We start from the raw sequence: 16,933 nt of genomic DNA, 5'->3' as shown, positions 1-16,933 counted from the left end.
AAAAAATCCAGAGATTAAATTTTCTCTGGATTTTTTATTTTTTGGCAACATTGCATTTAAAAAAACTGTGTTTAGTACTATTTGATAGTGTCAACATAGATGATTATACTTAAATTATGTCAAGGCAACAGGGTGATTAGATATGTTCATTTCAGCTAGAGAAAAACTGATTTTAGTTTAAGTGAATTAATTCACAATGCCCAACTTCTACATAAATGTATAAAGAGATTGGGCATTTTCATTAATTCCTTAAAGCGCTCGCTTGTTAACAATTTAGGGTAAATGTTAACCTCATTAAAACCTTCCATCCGATAACCGGATGAGTGGTTTTTTACATACTACTTTTCCTGCTCCTTTATTACCTGCTCAACCCCAAGCAGAATCAGTTTCAAGCCGAACTCAAACGCCCCGTCCGTCCCCATCAGCTCGAATAGCCCGTTCGTGAACATCCTCCGAAACAGTCCTGCATCCGTCTCGTTCATGGAGTCAAGAAGGCAAATCATCTCCTCACCCGGAGGCGCCCCCTGCTCCTTAAGGATAGCGGAGACATTGCGCTCATGCTGATAATCATCTAGAACGAAATAGAAGACATAGTTCACAAGCGTAGTAACCACTTGCATTTTCTGCTCTTGCTTAAGTGGTGTCGATTCCACGCAGAGCAGCATACGGTTCGTAAACCGGATAATGTCCGGTTCGTGGGGCAGCGTCATCATCATGAGCTGCGTGGAGCAGGGATATCGGCTGAGCACGCTCCGTACCGTTACCGCAAGCCCCGTCAGCTGCTCCTTCCAGTCCCCCTCGGAGTGGAAATCCGCCAGAATCATTTTTGATACCTGGTTGGCCAGACGCTGGTAGAGATTCTGTTTGCTCTTGAAGTACCAGTATAAAGAGGGAGCCTGAATCCCTAGCCTGTTGGCCAATCGTCTCATACTGAATTTTTCGATGCCCGCCTCTCCAAGAAGCTCCCACGAGGTTTCCAAAATTTTATCCTCTGAAATCTGAGGCTGCTGCTTTTTCATCGTTATCCGCCCCTAACAGTGTAAGTTTTTGCTTTACAGGTTTATAGATTCATGATATCATCTAACACTGTAAGACGCAACCTTACACCGTTAGTCTAAAAACCAAAATAAATGAAGAAAGTAGTGATCCATCATGGATGCAGAAAACCTCTATTACTTTGAAAAGGCACCAGTCTCAAAAGCCGTAGCTCACTTCGCTGTACCAATGATGCTAGGCACATCAATGAATGTCATATATTCCATCCTGAATGCCTATTTCCTTGGTACACTCCATAATACTGCCATGTTAACCGCACTCGCTCTAACCTTGCCGTTATTCGCATTCATCATGGCGCTCGGCAACTTGATTGGCATGGGTAGCGGTACATTTGTCTCCCGTTTGCTTGGAGAGAAAAAATATGATGATGTAAAGCATGTGTCTTCATTCGCCTTTTACAGCAGTTTAGTTATCGGTCTTATCGTGATGGCCGTGGGTCTCCCGTTGATCAATCCAATCGTTTATGGCCTGGGGGCAACGTCTGACTCCTTCGGATTCACGAAAGACTATGTCACGATTATGCTTATTGGTTCACCATTCGTCGTATTATTCTTTACTCTGGAGAATATTGTGCGCTCGGAGGGTGCAGCAATCACTTCGATGATCGGTATGATTCTCAGTGTTGTTGTAAATATTATTCTCGATACGTTAGTCATCTTCGTGTTCCATTGGGATGTAATCGGCGTTGCGTCTGCTACGGTCATTTCTAACTTGGTTGCGAGTGCATTCTACGCCTTCCATATGAGATATAAGAGCCAATTCTTAACTGTCTCCGTAAAATGGTTCAAGGCTACCAAGGATATTCTGAGCAATGTATTAAAAATCGGAGTTCCCGTCTTTATTATGAGTATCTTTTTAGGTGGAATGTCGCTCATCTTTAATCATTTTCTTGTCGAATATGGAGATCACGCCGTAGCGGCTTACGGAATTTCATCACGTTTATTGCAATTTCCTGAGTTTATTCTGATGGGCTTATGCGAGGGAGTCGTGCCGTTGATTGCCTTCTCTTTTACAGCGAATAAATTACGCATGAAGAATACCATTAGATTTACGATCAAAGCGATTGCGGCGTTAGCAGTCGTGTTCGGCATCATTGTCTATTTGATTTCCGACCACTTAATTGGTTTATTTACAAATGACCCGCAATTAATTGAAATGGGCAGCTACATTCTACATGTGACGTTCTTATCCTTGTTCATTACAGGAATGACCTCATTGTTTACTGGGATTTTCCAAGCAACGGCGCAAGGAACTGCCGCCTTTATTATGTCAATTATTCAAGGAATTACTCTAATTCCTTTGTTGTTTATCGCCAATCAAATGAACGGCTTCCACGGGGTGGTCTGGTCGCTAGTCATTGCGGATGCCGTCGCATTCCTTGTTGGTGCCATCATGCTTTTTATTTTGCGGAACAAATTGCAGCCAGAATTGGATAGTTTAGTACACTAGAAAACATATAACACCCAAGAAGGCAGGGTTTCGCACACCAATTCTCGAATAGAGAAATAATTATTGTACAGTGTGAATTTACCTGTCAATTATGAAAGCGAAACAAATATAGAGTTTTTAATCCCATGAAAACTCAAAATAGTGGAAATTCGCAGAAGAAACATTTGAAAGTTTTGTAGAACAAGTTGTAAATTTAACATGTTAAAGTAAGAGCATCTCTTTGTAATGAGAAATGCTTTTTATTTTTGGCAAAATTAGAAGGATATTTCAATAATAATAAAACAATAAACAATATGCTAAAATCACGTTGGCATTAAATAAGTGAGGTGTTTTAAATGAAGGTTAAACGAGGCTCAACCACTTTCTTAAAGGTAACTATTTTTCTGGCTGGAATTGCAGTACTTGCTTTATGTATATTTTTAGTGCCCCATATAGCGAATTTCGCAGCAAAAATGTATCCAAATATTTCCCCAATGAAATATCTCGTTTTCATCGTGATGTATGGAGCGGCTGTGCCTTTTTACTTTGCTCTCTATCAGGCTTTCAATCTTTTACTGTATATTGACAAGAACACAGCGTTCTCGGAATTATCTGTAAAGGCGTTAAAGAACATAAAGTACTGTGCGATTACAATCAGTGGTTTATATGTATTAAGTTTGCCACTCTTTCGTTTTATAGCGAAGAAAGTTGACCCTCCTATTGGATTAATAGGACTCATCATCATTTTTGCTTCGTTGGTTATCGCCGTTTTTGCTGCTATTCTCCAACGACTTCTACAAGAAGCGATTAACATAAAATCAGAAAATGATTTGACGGTCTGAGGTGGAGGATATGGCAATTATTATTAATATTGATGTGATGTTAGCAAAACGAAAAATGAGCGTAACGGAGCTTTCAGAGAGTGTCGGAATTACTATGGCAAATCTCTCCATTCTGAAAAATGGGAAAGCAAAAGCGGTTCGTTTTTCAACATTAGAAGCGATATGTAAGACTTTGGATTGTCAACCAGGTGATATTCTAGAGTACAAAAGGGACGAAGACACTCAATAAAAACAGACAACAAATTTATTTAATTAATGGGAGTCGTTAGAGAATTTAAGGGATAGCCATTAAGCTATCCCTTCTTTGCGTTTATTGATGTTATTTACTCAGAGAATTCCATTGAGAATTTCATTGATATTAGTGACAAAACATACGATGTGATTTGCAATGTTTGCGCCTCAAAAGGGAGCCCATTATTTAATTAGGCATCTCTTTTTTTATGCACTTAATAAATAAAGTGCATGACTCTGCATTTGTCCTTTGCAAAGCCCTGCACTTCTATTTCATTATTCTTCTATCGATTTCTCTATTTTAATGCTGAGTGAAATTAGGCTTTTTTTATTCTGGAATTTTCTTAACATGTAAATTTTCGTTTTGCTGGTAGTGTCCCCAGATAGAAAAAATAAAAATGGATAATATCCCCTTATCCATTCCCCTCATTCTATCCTCTCTTTTAACTGTTGATATTTCGTAAATAATAGGGGGTAAATTAAAGAACTAAGCATGATACAAGTCAATGTAGCGGATGTCATAGTGGTAAAAGCGATTAATAATTGAAAGCGCACAGCTTGCACAGGACTGGCTCCAGCGAGGATTTGCCCTGTCATCATTCCTGGAAGTTGTACAAGCCCAATGGTTTTTTGACTTTCTAATGTCGGAATCATACTTGCTTTCATACAAACTTTCAAGATCGAATGAACCGCTTGCTTTGGTATTCCTCCAAGAGACAGAATCAACAGAATCTCCTGTCTGTGTAGCTCCACTTCGGAGAATAACCGATTGAGAAATAAGCTAGCTAAAACCATTGAGTTTCCGATAATCATCCCACTAATTGGAATGATATACTTTGAAGTAGGAGGAATAACTTGTAGAACAAGCAAAAAACCTTGGGTTATTCCTTCTACAAGCAGCAGTGTAACAAATACTCGCCAGAATAGTCCCTTTTGCTTCTTCCTCCGTTTAACAATGTTCTGTGATGCAATCAGCAACATAAACAAAAGCATAAGAATGGTAAAAAAAGGAGAATTAAAATTAAAAATGAAAGTCAGTAAATAGCCAATAAAAAATAATTGGATACTTGCTCTTAGCGTAGCGATTATAATGTCTTTTTCAATCCCTACCTTAAATGATTTCGATAAAAATAAAGCAATAAAGACAAACAGGATAGTGAATAAGAGTGCTATAAAATCCATTATTCCCCTCCCATTAAGAACTGTTTAGTTATATCTTTTTGAGGAGATAAAAAAAAGTCTTGAACTGAAGCACTTTCTACTATACTTCCATTTTTAATAAGCCAAACCCAATCCGCAACCCTTTTAGCTTGTGCTAAGTCATGAGTCACCCAAACAATAGTTTTGTTTTCTTCTTTATTTAGTCGTAAGATTAATTCCTCAATTTCATGAGTTGAAATTGGGTCAAGGGCAGATGTAATCTCATCTAACAGAAGAATTGAACTATTGTTAGAGAGCGTCCTAGCTAATGATAATTTTTGCTTTTGCCCCCCAGATAAACTTCGAGCATGGTGTTGCAAGAGATCTTGAGAGAGTCCTGTAAGTGATGTAAGCTGTTCGGGGCTATAAGTATTTTGATTATGCATCTTATATGTAAGCAATAGATTATCCTGTACAGTTCCCTCTATGACAGGAGCAGTTTGAAAAGCAATTCCCACCTTCCTTCTCAATTCATTAACATTCCACTCTCGAACCTCTTTGCCTTCTATTATTATTTTGCCGGTATCAGAAGTGATAAGCATATTGCAAAGAGAAAGCAATGTACTTTTTCCGGACCCAGATGGTCCAACAAACACTACAATGGAGTTTCTCTCAATTTCACCAGTAATATCACGTAGTACGGGCTGAACCTTTCCATTTTGCACGAAACTTTTACTCACTGATCTAAACTCAATGACAGGTTGATTAACGAACTCCATACTCATCTAAACCTACCCCCTTCTATTCTTTTTAATTATTTTTATCTATTGTAAAGTACAAAATTTTATTCTATCAACCTTTAAAACTACTAATTCTATAGAATATTGCAAATAATGTTGCTTATTCCTACATATTCATATAGCAGTATGCTCACTAGATAAATACCTATTAAATAGTAAACAAGTGATAAATAAAGATTTGAACAGCTTTGATTAAAGATAACCTTATCCCCACATTTTGGTATGGATGATTTTTCACATAAACTAAATATGCCAATCCATAACAAAAACCACCCATTATGCATCAACCTATAAGGGTGGTCTTATGTATGTGTATCCTACAAATTATTTTGAAAATATTTCTTCTGCATTATCCATTGCCATTTTATTTCCTAATGCTGAATAGTCAAGCCACGGCTGATCAGGAATCACATAAACATGTTTTCCTTTAACAGCTTTCAACCCTTTCCAAATAGGTGTGCCTTCTAACTCCTTAAAAGCTGTTTGAGATTCATCATCTCTATTGACAATAACAAAGATAGCATCTGCATCAAAATCTGGAAGTACTTCTTGAGAAATGACCTCATAAGGTTGAGATTTATCAATATCTTCTACACCATTAGCAGGATTTAAGCCTAAATCTTGGAATAAAATTGGACCCATTGGGCGTTTCGTCCCAAATACTCGTAATTCTTTTGCTGCAACCCTTATGGCCATTACTTTACTGTCTTCGCCAATTTCATTTTTTATTAAACCTTGCACGCGCTTTGTTTGTTCTTCATAATCAGCGATAAACTTTTCTGCTTGCTTCTCTCGATCAACTAGTTTTCCAATGGTTTTTAAGTGGTCTCTCCACGTTCCATCGTCCAAATTAAATACATGAGTTGGTGCAATTTTTTCATATTTTGAAACATCTTTCCCTGAAAATTCCTCATCAAGATAAATCACAGAAGGATTCAAACTAAGTAATGCCTCCATATCTGGATCTTTTACAGGACCAAGTTTTTTTGTATCTTTTAATTGATCCTTCACATGAGGAAGAAAATCCTTTAAATCCCCTCCAATAACAGAACCTATAGGAGTAATGCCTAATGCAAGCAAATCATTTGTTAAATGAATAGACAAGGAGGCAATTTTAAGTTCATCCTTTTCCTTTTTCTCCTTATTTTTCGGATTATCACCATTTGAAGAAGTTTGTCCACATGCGGATAAAATCAGAATAAAAACGATACAAAATAACATAATAAGTTTCTTTTTCATATTAATCTCCTTAATAAATAATTTATTTTACCTTTAAAAGTAAATAAAGAAAATAGGGGGCCCCTATAGCAGCGACTACTATTCCTGCTGGAATAGAATTTGGTTGGAATAAGGAACGGCCAACTGTATCAGCAAGCAATAGAATAATTAACCCAATGAGTCCCGAAATAGGAAGAGAATGCTCATACTTTGGTCCCGCTAAGCGCCTTGCAAGATGCGGTGCCACTAATCCAATAAAACCAATTCCTCCAGTCATTGCTACACTTCCACAAGATAACCCGACAGCAACTGCCAACATTACTAAACGATTTTTTTGCACAGAGACACCAAGTCCGGCTGCTACCTCATCACCGAGTGATAAAATATTTAATGTATGAGATTTAAACCAAGCATAAGGAGCCAAAATGACAATCCATGGTAATAGTGTCCAAACATGAACCCAATCTCTTCCCCAAACATTCCCAACTAGCCACCTAGAAGCAAAAGTATACATCTCTTCATTTAGACGAAGAGATAAAAAAAGAGTAATAGCACTAAAGCCAGCTGAAACTGCAATCCCAACTAAAATAAGACGTATCGGGAGTGTGCCTTCATAGCGATCATACGCTAATAATATAATAAGTAATGCTGCTAGAATTCCGCCTGTAAACGTAAATAACGGAATAAAAATGGATGCCTGTTTATCCAATGAGTGAAAGTAAGTAACAAAAATAATAAGACCAAAGGCAGCTCCTGAATGTAACCCTAAAATTCCAGGGTCAGCTAAAGGATTTCGAGATAATCCTTGTAAAATCGCACCAGAAACACCCAGACCAACCCCTGCCAGCATCGTAATTAAAATTCTTGGCAGCCGGTAATCAAACAATACTGTAGAGCTGTTGAAGTCCCCGTAGCCAAAAAAAGTTTGAATTACCTTTACTGGAGAAAGCTGCATTGTCCCTGTATTTAAGCTTACAAAGATAGAAGCGACGCTTATTAAAATTAAAATACTAGTGACGATATAATTTTTGTTGCTATTTTTGTTAAGAGTATATTTCATCTATAAATCCCTCCCCTTGCGAGCAATATAGAGGAAAAAAGGAACCCCAATAAGCGCTACTATTATGCCGATAGCCAATTCTCGAGGCGGATTTATCGTTCTGGCACCTAAATCAGCCAAAACTAATAAAATCGCCCCCAATAATGCTGACATCGGAATAATGAGCTGATAATTTCTTCCCACAAGTTTTCTTGAGATATGAGGAATGACAAGACCAACAAATCCGATAGAGCCCACCGCAGAGACAGAAACACCTGCCAGAAGAACTGCTGCTGCTATTCCTATTAGTCTTACACGAGTTGTTCGTATTCCTAGATTAGCTGCAATCTCCTCTCCCAATGAAAGAATGGAAACAGAACGCCCTAACAGCATTGTCAATATAATCGTTATAAGAATAACTGGTACTAATACTTTCAAATGACTCCATTTTACCCCTGCCACTCCACCTGCATACCAAAATGCTAAGTCTTGACTCAAGTCGTAATAAATGGCTATCCCTGAACTAAGTGAATGTAAGAGAGCTGCCATCACAGCTCCTGAGATAGTTAACCTTATAGGCGTTAGCCCTCCTGGAGCAGCTGAACCAATCATAAAGATAAGTAATGTACTTAATACAGCTCCAATAAATGAAAAAACCATTAAAAGCGAATAGGGTATACTTGGGAAAAAGGCAAAACTTATTGTTACAACAAACATTGCTCCTGCATTAATTCCAAGAATTCCTGCGTCAGCTAAAGGATTTCGTGTTATTCCCTGCATTAAAGATCCTGCAACTGCAAAAGCCGCTCCAACTACTGCGGCTCCAATTACACGTGGAAATCGTAGTGTATGGATAATCTGTTGTTCAGTCAATTTAGAATTATAATGAAAGATTGCCTCCCATACCGTATTGATATTAATTTCTTTTGCTCCAAATGTTACAGCAAAAAATATAGATACCATTACCCCAAAAATCGTCAAAATAAAGAGACTTATAACTAGATAGATATTAAGACGATTTTTCAATTTTTTTTGCCGGGAGTTATGTAACATTGTAAAATTCATCCTTTATTCTTCCTAATAATAAATATTATTAATATTTGACTTATTATTTTATTAATCTACTTCGCCATGATCACCTAACTTTGCAATATATTACTATAAAAACAAACAAATAATTCTTCGTAAGTTAATATATATTTACTTCAGCTAATATTTTTTTATCAATATTTTGCTGAATATTATCATTTATTATAAATTGCCTTTTTACAAACGTACATGTCATTATTTAAGATTTTATATACTGGATTATTACCATATTAATAACTCTATAATTTGGAAAATAGAGAAACTGCTTGGTCTAATTGCCTATTGATAGAAATTGGAGCATAAACCATCCAATCTTCCCATTTTAAAAAATAGTATCTTTTTTGCTTAATGGCAGAGAATCTAAGTAGAGACGGATTGGTGTCAAACAATTCTCTGACCGCTCTTTCTTCATCTAGTGATTTAACGACAACAAAAAGAAAATCTGAATCGTACTGAATTAATTGATTAGTTGGTATCATCATCCAATTAAACGTTTTATTTACATTTTTTTTATCAATCTCCATTTGCAGGCGCTCTGAAGGAGAGAATTGTAAAGAACGGTAAAAGACATGACCTATATTCCGAGTTCCGTAAATACGAAATCCATTTTGAACAAATTGACAAACAGTTACAGTAGCCTCAGATATTCTACTTTTTATAGTTTTATAAGCGTCTTCTACTTTTTTTTCATGAAGATCAATCCAATTTTTTGCAGTAGAGTTTTTATCAACAATTTCAGCAATTTCTTTCAAATGTCCTATCATATCTTTATGTGTCCAACTAATTGGAATGATAGGAGCAATGTCTCCAATATTTTCTCTGGCTTGCTTAACTACATTTTCTTTACATAAAATTAAGTCAGGTTTTGATTCAACAAAAACCTGCCTTTTGATTCCCCATGGATCAGCACCATGATATGGCAAAGACAATGGATTTGGCATATTAGGCAATGAAGGATGAATTTGGCCAGCTACAGGCACAATATCTAACGCAAATAAGTGTTCAGTATATGGAAATGAAAGAGAAATAATATTTTGGACTTTTTTTCTTTTTTTATATAAAGTAGGTGCATATCCACTATTTTTTTTAAACCGACGGCTAAAATAAAATTCATCTTGATATCCAACCTGGTGAGCAATTTCACGTACTGTTTGATTTGAATTAATTAATAGCTCTTTTGCCTTATTCATTCTCACTTGATTTAAGAAATCTATAGGACTTTTATTCATTTTTGATTTAAAAAGCTGGGAAAAATATGTCGGATGTAATCCCGAAATTGCTGCTAGCTTTTCTAATTTAATATTGTTTTTATGAAAATTATTTTGTATATAACTACTGATAAACGAAAAAATATCTTCGGGGGTTCCTTGAACTGGCATGCTACATTCATAGAGCACATTTTCTAATAACTCACGGAGATAACTCTCGTACTGATACTTTTTCTTACTTTCATCTTTTTGATATTCCAAAATAAGAAGCTTAAATAAACGTTGCGAACGTTGATTAAAATAGTTAATAAGCCCACTAATAGGAAACGATAAATCTTTTTCAAATAATCGATGAGATAGAGACTGTTCTTTTATTCGAAAAATATTAAACTCGAGACAATAAATCTGCATTGGATAATTTGTTGAATTTTTGATATTGAACTTCATCCCTGGAGTTAACAAAAATATAGAAGTTCGAGTTAAATGAAAAGATTTTTCATTAATTATTACATCAGCTTTTCCCTTAGTAAAATAAAATAAAGTGTGGTTATTTACGATATGGGGATTAGGATAGTAGTTTATAGAATTTGAAAGTTCTTTTATTTCTAGTATTTCTAGTAGAGTATCTTTTAAAAAACATTCAAAGTTATCTGAGTTGTTCAATTAACGTGCCTCCTAATCAAGATAAATAAAGAGTAAACCATATATAATAGATGCCTTTTTATCTATATAATTTATATAATATCTATGGAACAATAATGATAATCATTATCATTATTGTTCCATAGATATTATATCGAGGCTTTTGTTAAATAACAATATGATTAATGATTTTTTATCTATTGACATCCTCGCTATATTAACCTTAATATTTTCTCCTTTTATACCTGGATGTGCACCTTTATTAATTAATTGCTCTCTTTCAGGATGAGCAATTAACCATTTATTCTTCATAAACAATAACGCATCTTCTTTAGTTCTTTTTTGAAGGTCAGATAATAGCGGTTTATTTGTTCCTTCAGGTAAAATTACAATTGTTTTAAATAATCTCGTTCTTCTTCTACACTGTTAAAATGAGTTTTCTTTCTCTTCATTGGATTAGGGATTCCTTTTCTGCCCCGACCATTCTTTCCTTTATTTGTTGAATAGACCGTGCCATTCTCTTTGTACCATTTCACCCAATTTTTACTCTTTAAACCATATTGTTTAGTTAGTGTCACATAACTTCCTTCTCCATCTAGATAACTTCGCACGGCTTGTAATGTTAACTCATCGGAATAACTATTATTTTTCTAGACATAATAAAACCCCCTATAAGTAGTAGTGTACCATCTACAATTTCCTGTAGCCTTTTTACACTGTCTACTTATAGGGGATAATATCAATATGATTCATTTTTTCTCTAACTTTTTAGGCGTTACCTTATTTCACTGCCCCGTTCCCATCAACATTATTTTCCAAAGTTATCAAGCAATGCACGCGCTTCATCTGTTGATTTCGTGTTCATTAATTGATTTCTTAATTCACCAGCTCCATGGAACCCTTTGACATAAATTTTGAAAAAGCGATGAAGCCCTGTGATTGAACGTGGCAGTGCTTCCGCATATTGATCTTGAAGATCAAGCTGCAGTCTTAAAAGATCAAGGTATTCTTTACTGCTATGCTCTTTTGGCTCTTTTTCAAAAGCAAAAGGATTTTTAAAAATGCCTCGCCCGATCATAACACCATCAATACCATATTGTTCAGCAAGCTGCAGCCCAGTTTGACGGTCAGGAATGTCTCCATTGATTGTTAGCAGCGTATTTGGTGCGATACGGTCACGTAATTTTTTGATTTCCGGAATTAGCTCCCAATGCGCATCGACTTGGCTCATTTCCTCTCTTGTACGTAAATGAATAGAAAGGTTCGCAATATCCTGTTTTAGAATATGCTTTAGCCACTCCTTCCACTCCTCAACCTCCTTATAGCCAAGTCGAGTTTTCACGCTGACAGGCAGTCCGCCCGCTTTTGCTGCTTGAATAAGTTTTGCCGCCACGTCTGGACGCAGAATAAGGCCACTACCTTTCCCTCTCGATGCCACATTTGGTACAGGGCAGCCCATATTAATATCGATGCCTTTAAATCCTAACTCTGCCATGCCAATACTCATTTGACGGAAATATTCAGGATTATCTCCCCAAATATGTGCCACCATTGGCTGTTCATCTTCTGTAAAAATCAAACGGCCACGCACACTTTTCATGCCCTCTGGATGACAATAGCTATCCGAGTTTGTAAACTCTGTAAAAAATACATCCGGTCGACCGGCTTCACTTACTACGTGACGAAAAACAACATCTGTTACATCTTCCATTGGGGCAAGTACAAAAAATGGTCGTGGTAAATCACGCCAAAAATTATCTATCATTTCAAACTCAAATCCTTTCACTATGGATACAACTTCAAACTTTCAGTCAAAAAATATAAAGCCAAATGTTCCACTTCTTTTACACTTAACTTATATCATGCTTAATAACTTATTATCAAACACAAGTACATTTGGACATTTATAATTTGTAAAAAACTATTATGACAATCTGCAATATTTATTTTAACGAAAATCAGTCCTAAATAGTACTTTTATAAACAAAAAAATAGATAGTTTAAATTGGATGCGTAAAATTAAAATATCCTTTCTTATTTTCTTAATCATTAAACCGCTTTTTTATAACAATATAATAAATGGTTAGTTCTCCAAGTAAATATTTCATATATTTTCAAGTTTCTAACCAATTATAAAAGAGTACAGATTTAATAGAAAATAACAAGCTATTGTTTTTTCATCATATTATTCTAAAGAAAGTTAAATTTCACCATTAATAGATTTATTTTAATAAAATGAAACCATAACGCTCTATAATGAAAGAAGAACTCCCCAAATTGGAACCAATAGATTTATTAGGGGAGAGAGACCTTTATATAGCTCCTTTATCACAGGAACGCTACCCCTATAGTAAAAAAACGGCTGCTTCTACTGAACAATCTTTATTCCAATAAAAGAAATACGAACTGTTTATTTTTTACCTCCACGAACCCATATCACCACAGGAATTAATAGTAAGGACATAATTCCTCCTACTAATGATAAAGTTGGATAACTAGAACCAGCTACAACCATTCCAGACAAGGCTCCGCCAGCAGCTCCTGACAGGGCAATTAGAACATCAACCGTACCTTGAGTTTTTGCCCGTGTGGAAGTTTCTGTTGAATCTACAATAAGGGCTGTCCCACTTATTAAACCAAAATTCCAGCCTAATCCAAGTAAACAAAGCGCAATTATTAGAAGAACCATCGAATCTCCTGGTGCAAAGGCTGATATTAAACCTGCTAAAAGCAATGTAATTCCAGAAGCAATTCCCATCACAGCGCGCCCTAATTTATCCACAAGGATACCTGTAAGGAGGGAGGGTAGATACATAGCGCCTATATGGAAACCGATAACTAGTCCCACAGCACCCAAGCCATGACCATGATGTCTCATGTGAACAGGTGTCATGGTCATAATGGCTACCATAACAATTTGAGTAAGTACCATGATGGTTGCTCCAACAATTACCCCTCTTTTATTTTCTCTATTTTCTGTTGTTGCTAATTCATGTTTATCTTTAGATTTTTGATTGGCAGCTTCGATGCTTCTTGCCATAACTAATGGATCTGGACGAAGCATTACGAAAAGGGCAGCACCTGCTAAAATATAGGCTGCTGCAGCTAAAATAAATGGACCTGCAAGGGAAGGTACACCAATTGAAACAGCGAAGTCACCCATCACATTTACTAAATTTGGTCCTGCAACTGCACCAAAAGTGGTAAAAACCATTGTAATACTAATTGCTTTCGCCCGCTGTTTATTATTTGCTAAGTCCGTTCCAGCATACCGGGCTTGTAGATTTGTTGCTGACCCCGCACCATAAATGAGTAGAGAGATAAATAATAAGACAATACTATTTATAATTGCTGATATGATAACCCCTATTGCTCCAAGTCCACCAATGATAAAACCAGCTGCCAAACCTGTACGACGTCCATAACGTTGGGAAAGTCTTCCTACAAATAAAGCTGCGCCTGCTGACCCTAACGTAAATAAAGCGGAAGGTAATCCTGCAAAAGCATCTGTACCAAGCATTTGCTGTGCAAGAAGCGCCCCCACAGTAACTCCTGCAGCTAGACCTGCACCACCAAAAATTTGTGAAATGCTTACAATAAATAAAGTGCGCTTGTATAATGCTTTTTGTTTTTCTGAAGAATTTATGTAGCTTTGTAAGCGATCTGATTGAACGTCTAACACGTTATCTAACCTGCCTTTCTTTAAAATGTTCCATGCTACCTAATAAATCGTCAACTAGATTTTAAGCCATCATAACACGCACAAAAAAACCATACAATAATATAATTGTATGGCGAACAATATTAAGTAAGGGTGTCTAGCAAATGTTTAAGGCTTATTAATCCCCTCTCTAGTTCTTCTAGTGTTTTCGGCGCACATACAGAAATTCTTACTGCTCTTTCTGGACAGCTATTTCCAACCACAAAACGTTCAGCAGCATACACTTGTACCCCCTGCTGTGCAGCTAACGTTTCAAATTCAGCACCTGTAATCTCGCCTGGTAATAGCAACCAACGAAAGATTCCCGTCTCATCACCTAAGCAAGTATAGCCTGACAAATATTTATCTGCGATTTGATTTCTTCGCATGTTTTGTTTCCGGTGACTCTCAATTAATTCTTCAAATTGATTAGAAAAAATCAATCGTGCTGTCAGTTCTGCCAATAGCGGAGAAACTGTTATATTTATATTATAAAGCGCCTTGAAAATTTGCTCCTTAAATTGGATCGGGACTGCGACATATGCTAGTCGCAGTCCTGGAGCTAATGATTTTGATAAACTCGCAATATAGATTACCTGCTCTGGTGCAAAGGATGCTACCGCTGGAAGTGACTTTTTGTTGAGTAGATGATATGATGCATCCTCAATAACGAACTGGTTATACTTTTTGGCGATTGCTGCAATCTTTTTTCGATTCTCAACAGACATAAATGAAGCCGTTGGATTATGATAATCCGGGATTAAGTAAATGCCTTTAATATTATCATTTTTACATGCATCTACAAAGGCTGTTGGGCTCATTTGATCGTTCTCTGATTTTATCGGTACTATTTGCACACTAAGCATTGATGCGACCGTTTTCAAGCCTGGATATGTATGATGATCTACACCTATGCGATCTCCAGGCTTACAAAGACTCGCCAATGTAGCGGCAATTGCATTTTGACCCCCATTTGCAAATAAGATGTGATCAACTGTTGTTTCTAACCCACCTCTTCTGATTAGCTTTATAGCAGCATCTTTTTGCCAAAGGCTCTCTCCTGCTCTACCATAACCAAACCATTTTTCGTAATCTGTTTCTTGCAGCATACTCTTAAGTTGGAGAAGCAGTGGTTCGAAAGAATTATTATCTGGTATGGAAAAATTAAAAGGTCAGAGCATAGCTATGTTGAGTTATGTTGACCCATTTGTAGCTATTTTAATCTCTGGGTTACTTTTACAAGAGCAATTCACATTATTACAAATCATAGGTGGAATTCTTTTATTAGGCTCTACCTTTGTTAGTGAAATGAGGTTCCGCAAAATACGTGGAAAGAAATAAAAAGGACTTTCTCTATTGTACTATTTAAGAGAAAGAAAAAGGATAATACCTTCATTTCGGTATTGTCCTTTTTCTTGTAGATTTTAAACTTATTATTATAACTATTTGTTCAAATAACCTACTGAAGTAGAACTTCCTTGTCATTCCTTCTTAAGTTAACCTACTATGTTTGTCACATAATGAATAAGTGCTTTTGTTAGCTAGATCAATAGATTATTTAACCTTGTTCTCCCTTATTATTTTGGACATAGAGGAAACAAGATTCTTTCTTTATTTTTCATTAGGTATAGATTTCCCTAACGATATTTGCAAAAAATCAACATATACTAGAAGCTCTTCTGGCAAAATCACATCATTCCGTTTCACCAAACCTACTTGAATCATATTGCCTCCTACCAACGGAATCGAGATGATATTGGAGTCCATGTAATTATTCACGATACAGCCTGTTCCTAAATTATAGCTATTTGTATTGGACAGGAGGTTATTCATGGCCCCTCTATCTTTGAGATAGACTACTTTTGCGATATTATCTACATTGAGGGCTTCCTCTGCAAAATGCAGCAACATATCGTCTTGCTGGTAGGTCAGATAAGGATAGTCCCTTAACTGCTCCAAGGTAATGCATTCAAGATGAGCCAATGGATGCTCTTTTCGTAGAAAGACATGCTGCTTTAATGAAGCAAGAGGAGCAAACGTTAGTAACTTTGAGGTGAAATAACGCTCAAAAAAATGTTTATTTAAATCAGTCAGAGATAAAATTCCAAGGATACTTCTGCTTGCATACACATCATCAATTACATCCATTGTCTTCCCTTCCCGAATAGCCAGCTCATATTTTCGCTCGGCAAAATGATCCATTACATTTGCAACAGCCTCTATAGCAAAGCCGTAATGTTGAGATGAAATAGAAAACTTTGTTATTTCTGTTGTTTTCTCTTTATTAAAATGATGGACAACAGACTCCATTTGTTCTAATAGCATTTTTGCGTAAAATAATAATTCCGTGCCATCTTTTGTGAAGACTACCCCTTTGTTCGTTCTATCTAGAATCGTAATTCCTAACTCAGCTTCCAGATCACGCACTGCTTTGCTTATACTAGGCTGTGTCACGTAAAGTGCAGCTGCAGCTTTACTGATAGAGTTATGCTTGGCAATTTCCACAATATATCGAAATTGTTGGAGCGTCATATCCGCAC

The 16,933-nt window shown here is 36.3% G+C and carries 15 protein-coding genes and 2 pseudogenes; 4 read left to right on the top strand and 13 right to left on the bottom strand.

Going from position 1 to position 16,933, the window contains the following annotated elements:
* Nucleotides 1–338: 338 nt before the first annotated feature.
* A complete protein-coding gene (locus tag NCCP28_RS22680) occupies nucleotides 339–1,019 on the bottom strand; it encodes a TetR/AcrR family transcriptional regulator (RefSeq protein ID WP_248563425.1) in 681 nt (226 codons plus the stop codon).
* A 133-nt stretch (nucleotides 1,020–1,152) separates the two neighbouring features.
* Between NCCP28_RS22680 and NCCP28_RS22675 the strand changes: the two genes are divergently transcribed.
* The 3 genes from NCCP28_RS22675 (at nucleotide 1,153) to NCCP28_RS22665 (ending at nucleotide 3,555) form a co-directional block, all read left to right on the top strand.
* A complete protein-coding gene (locus NCCP28_RS22675) occupies nucleotides 1,153–2,505 on the top strand; it encodes an MATE family efflux transporter (RefSeq protein WP_248563424.1) in 1,353 nt (450 codons plus the stop codon).
* Nucleotides 2,506–2,840: 335 nt separating this feature from the next.
* Nucleotides 2,841–3,326, top strand: coding sequence for a DUF2975 domain-containing protein (locus NCCP28_RS22670; protein WP_248563423.1), 486 nt, complete (start codon nucleotides 2,841–2,843; stop codon nucleotides 3,324–3,326).
* A gap of 10 nt (nucleotides 3,327–3,336) precedes the next feature.
* Nucleotides 3,337–3,555, top strand: a complete 219-nt coding sequence (locus NCCP28_RS22665; protein WP_248563422.1) for a helix-turn-helix domain-containing protein — start codon at nucleotides 3,337–3,339, stop codon at nucleotides 3,553–3,555.
* 428 nt (nucleotides 3,556–3,983) lie between these two features.
* Here the strand turns inward: NCCP28_RS22665 and NCCP28_RS22660 are convergent, their stop codons facing one another.
* The 11 genes and pseudogenes from NCCP28_RS22660 to NCCP28_RS22610 all read right to left on the bottom strand — a co-directional run.
* Nucleotides 3,984–4,739: an ABC transporter permease gene (locus NCCP28_RS22660; protein WP_248563421.1), complete on the bottom strand. Its 756-nt coding sequence runs from the start codon at nucleotides 4,737–4,739 to the stop codon at nucleotides 3,984–3,986.
* Nucleotides 4,739–5,482: an ABC transporter ATP-binding protein gene (locus tag NCCP28_RS22655; protein WP_375709445.1), complete on the bottom strand. Its 744-nt coding sequence runs from the start codon at nucleotides 5,480–5,482 to the stop codon at nucleotides 4,739–4,741. Before NCCP28_RS22655 ends, NCCP28_RS22660 begins: the two co-directional genes overlap by 1 nt.
* Before the next feature lie 339 nt (nucleotides 5,483–5,821).
* Nucleotides 5,822–6,736, bottom strand: coding sequence for an iron-hydroxamate ABC transporter substrate-binding protein (locus NCCP28_RS22650; RefSeq protein ID WP_248563420.1), 915 nt, complete (start codon nucleotides 6,734–6,736; stop codon nucleotides 5,822–5,824).
* A 22-nt stretch (nucleotides 6,737–6,758) separates the two neighbouring features.
* On the bottom strand, nucleotides 6,759–7,775 hold the full coding sequence (locus NCCP28_RS22645; protein ID WP_248563419.1) for a FecCD family ABC transporter permease: 1,017 nt from the start codon (nucleotides 7,773–7,775) through the stop codon (nucleotides 6,759–6,761).
* Complete coding sequence (locus NCCP28_RS22640; protein ID WP_248563429.1) at nucleotides 7,776–8,717, bottom strand: FecCD family ABC transporter permease; 942 nt, start codon at nucleotides 8,715–8,717, stop codon at nucleotides 7,776–7,778.
* Nucleotides 8,718–9,082: 365 nt separating this feature from the next.
* Complete coding sequence (locus NCCP28_RS22635) at nucleotides 9,083–10,714, bottom strand: helix-turn-helix domain-containing protein (protein ID WP_248563418.1); 1,632 nt, start codon at nucleotides 10,712–10,714, stop codon at nucleotides 9,083–9,085.
* 111 nt (nucleotides 10,715–10,825) lie between these two features.
* Nucleotides 10,826–11,080 carry a DUF4867 family protein gene (locus NCCP28_RS22630; protein ID WP_248563428.1) on the bottom strand — a complete coding sequence of 85 codons (255 nt, stop codon included), beginning with the start codon at nucleotides 11,078–11,080 and terminating at the stop codon, nucleotides 10,826–10,828.
* Nucleotides 11,080–11,271: a hypothetical protein gene (locus tag NCCP28_RS22625; protein ID WP_248563417.1), complete on the bottom strand. Its 192-nt coding sequence runs from the start codon at nucleotides 11,269–11,271 to the stop codon at nucleotides 11,080–11,082. The genes NCCP28_RS22630 and NCCP28_RS22625 overlap by 1 nt, the downstream gene beginning before the upstream one ends.
* A gap of 230 nt (nucleotides 11,272–11,501) precedes the next feature.
* Nucleotides 11,502–12,458 carry a tRNA dihydrouridine synthase gene (locus NCCP28_RS22620; protein ID WP_248563416.1) on the bottom strand — a complete coding sequence of 319 codons (957 nt, stop codon included), beginning with the start codon at nucleotides 12,456–12,458 and terminating at the stop codon, nucleotides 11,502–11,504.
* Between the two features lie 645 nt (nucleotides 12,459–13,103).
* Nucleotides 13,104–14,402, bottom strand: a complete 1,299-nt coding sequence (locus NCCP28_RS22615) for an MFS transporter (RefSeq protein WP_248563427.1) — start codon at nucleotides 14,400–14,402, stop codon at nucleotides 13,104–13,106.
* A 95-nt stretch (nucleotides 14,403–14,497) separates the two neighbouring features.
* Nucleotides 14,498–15,550: pseudogene (locus NCCP28_RS22610) on the bottom strand (aminotransferase-like domain-containing protein); the annotation flags it as partial.
* On the opposite strand from NCCP28_RS22610, the pseudogene NCCP28_RS22605 reads away from it, so the two are divergent.
* A pseudogene (locus NCCP28_RS22605) lies at nucleotides 15,543–15,734 on the top strand (EamA family transporter); the annotation flags it as partial. The pseudogenes NCCP28_RS22610 and NCCP28_RS22605 overlap by 8 nt on opposite strands.
* Before the next feature lie 270 nt (nucleotides 15,735–16,004).
* On the opposite strand, the gene NCCP28_RS22600 reads toward NCCP28_RS22605, so the two are convergent.
* Nucleotides 16,005–16,925 carry a LysR family transcriptional regulator gene (locus NCCP28_RS22600; protein WP_248563415.1) on the bottom strand — a complete coding sequence of 307 codons (921 nt, stop codon included), beginning with the start codon at nucleotides 16,923–16,925 and terminating at the stop codon, nucleotides 16,005–16,007.
* Nucleotides 16,926–16,933: the final 8 nt, after the last annotated feature.

The organism is Niallia sp. NCCP-28 (assembly GCF_023168165.1).
Taxonomy (GTDB): Bacteria; Bacillota; Bacilli; order Bacillales; family Cytobacillaceae; genus Niallia.
Note: the sequence above shows the minus strand (reverse complement) of the source record. Positions and strands in the feature narration are given on the sequence as shown.

What these genes read in the sequence shown, in the direction of transcription:
- NCCP28_RS22600 (WP_248563415.1), bottom strand. Translation starts at nt 16,925, where the DNA reads ATGACGCTCCAACAATTTCGATATATTGTGGAAATTGCCAAGCATAAC.
- NCCP28_RS22655 (WP_375709445.1), bottom strand. Translation starts at nt 5,482, where the DNA reads ATGAGTATGGAGTTCGTTAATCAACCTGTCATTGAGTTTAGATCAGTG.
- NCCP28_RS22650 (WP_248563420.1), bottom strand. Translation starts at nt 6,736, where the DNA reads ATGAAAAAGAAACTTATTATGTTATTTTGTATCGTTTTTATTCTGATT.
- NCCP28_RS22660 (WP_248563421.1), bottom strand. Translation starts at nt 4,739, where the DNA reads ATGGATTTTATAGCACTCTTATTCACTATCCTGTTTGTCTTTATTGCT.
- NCCP28_RS22640 (WP_248563429.1), bottom strand. Translation starts at nt 8,717, where the DNA reads ATGGTATCTATATTTTTTGCTGTAACATTTGGAGCAAAAGAAATTAAT.
- NCCP28_RS22680 (WP_248563425.1), bottom strand. Translation starts at nt 1,019, where the DNA reads ATGAAAAAGCAGCAGCCTCAGATTTCAGAGGATAAAATTTTGGAAACC.
- NCCP28_RS22620 (WP_248563416.1), bottom strand. Translation starts at nt 12,458, where the DNA reads ATGATAGATAATTTTTGGCGTGATTTACCACGACCATTTTTTGTACTT.
- NCCP28_RS22645 (WP_248563419.1), bottom strand. Translation starts at nt 7,775, where the DNA reads ATGAAATATACTCTTAACAAAAATAGCAACAAAAATTATATCGTCACT.
- NCCP28_RS22665 (WP_248563422.1), top strand. Translation starts at nt 3,337, where the DNA reads ATGGCAATTATTATTAATATTGATGTGATGTTAGCAAAACGAAAAATG.
- NCCP28_RS22670 (WP_248563423.1), top strand. Translation starts at nt 2,841, where the DNA reads ATGAAGGTTAAACGAGGCTCAACCACTTTCTTAAAGGTAACTATTTTT.
- NCCP28_RS22675 (WP_248563424.1), top strand. Translation starts at nt 1,153, where the DNA reads ATGGATGCAGAAAACCTCTATTACTTTGAAAAGGCACCAGTCTCAAAA.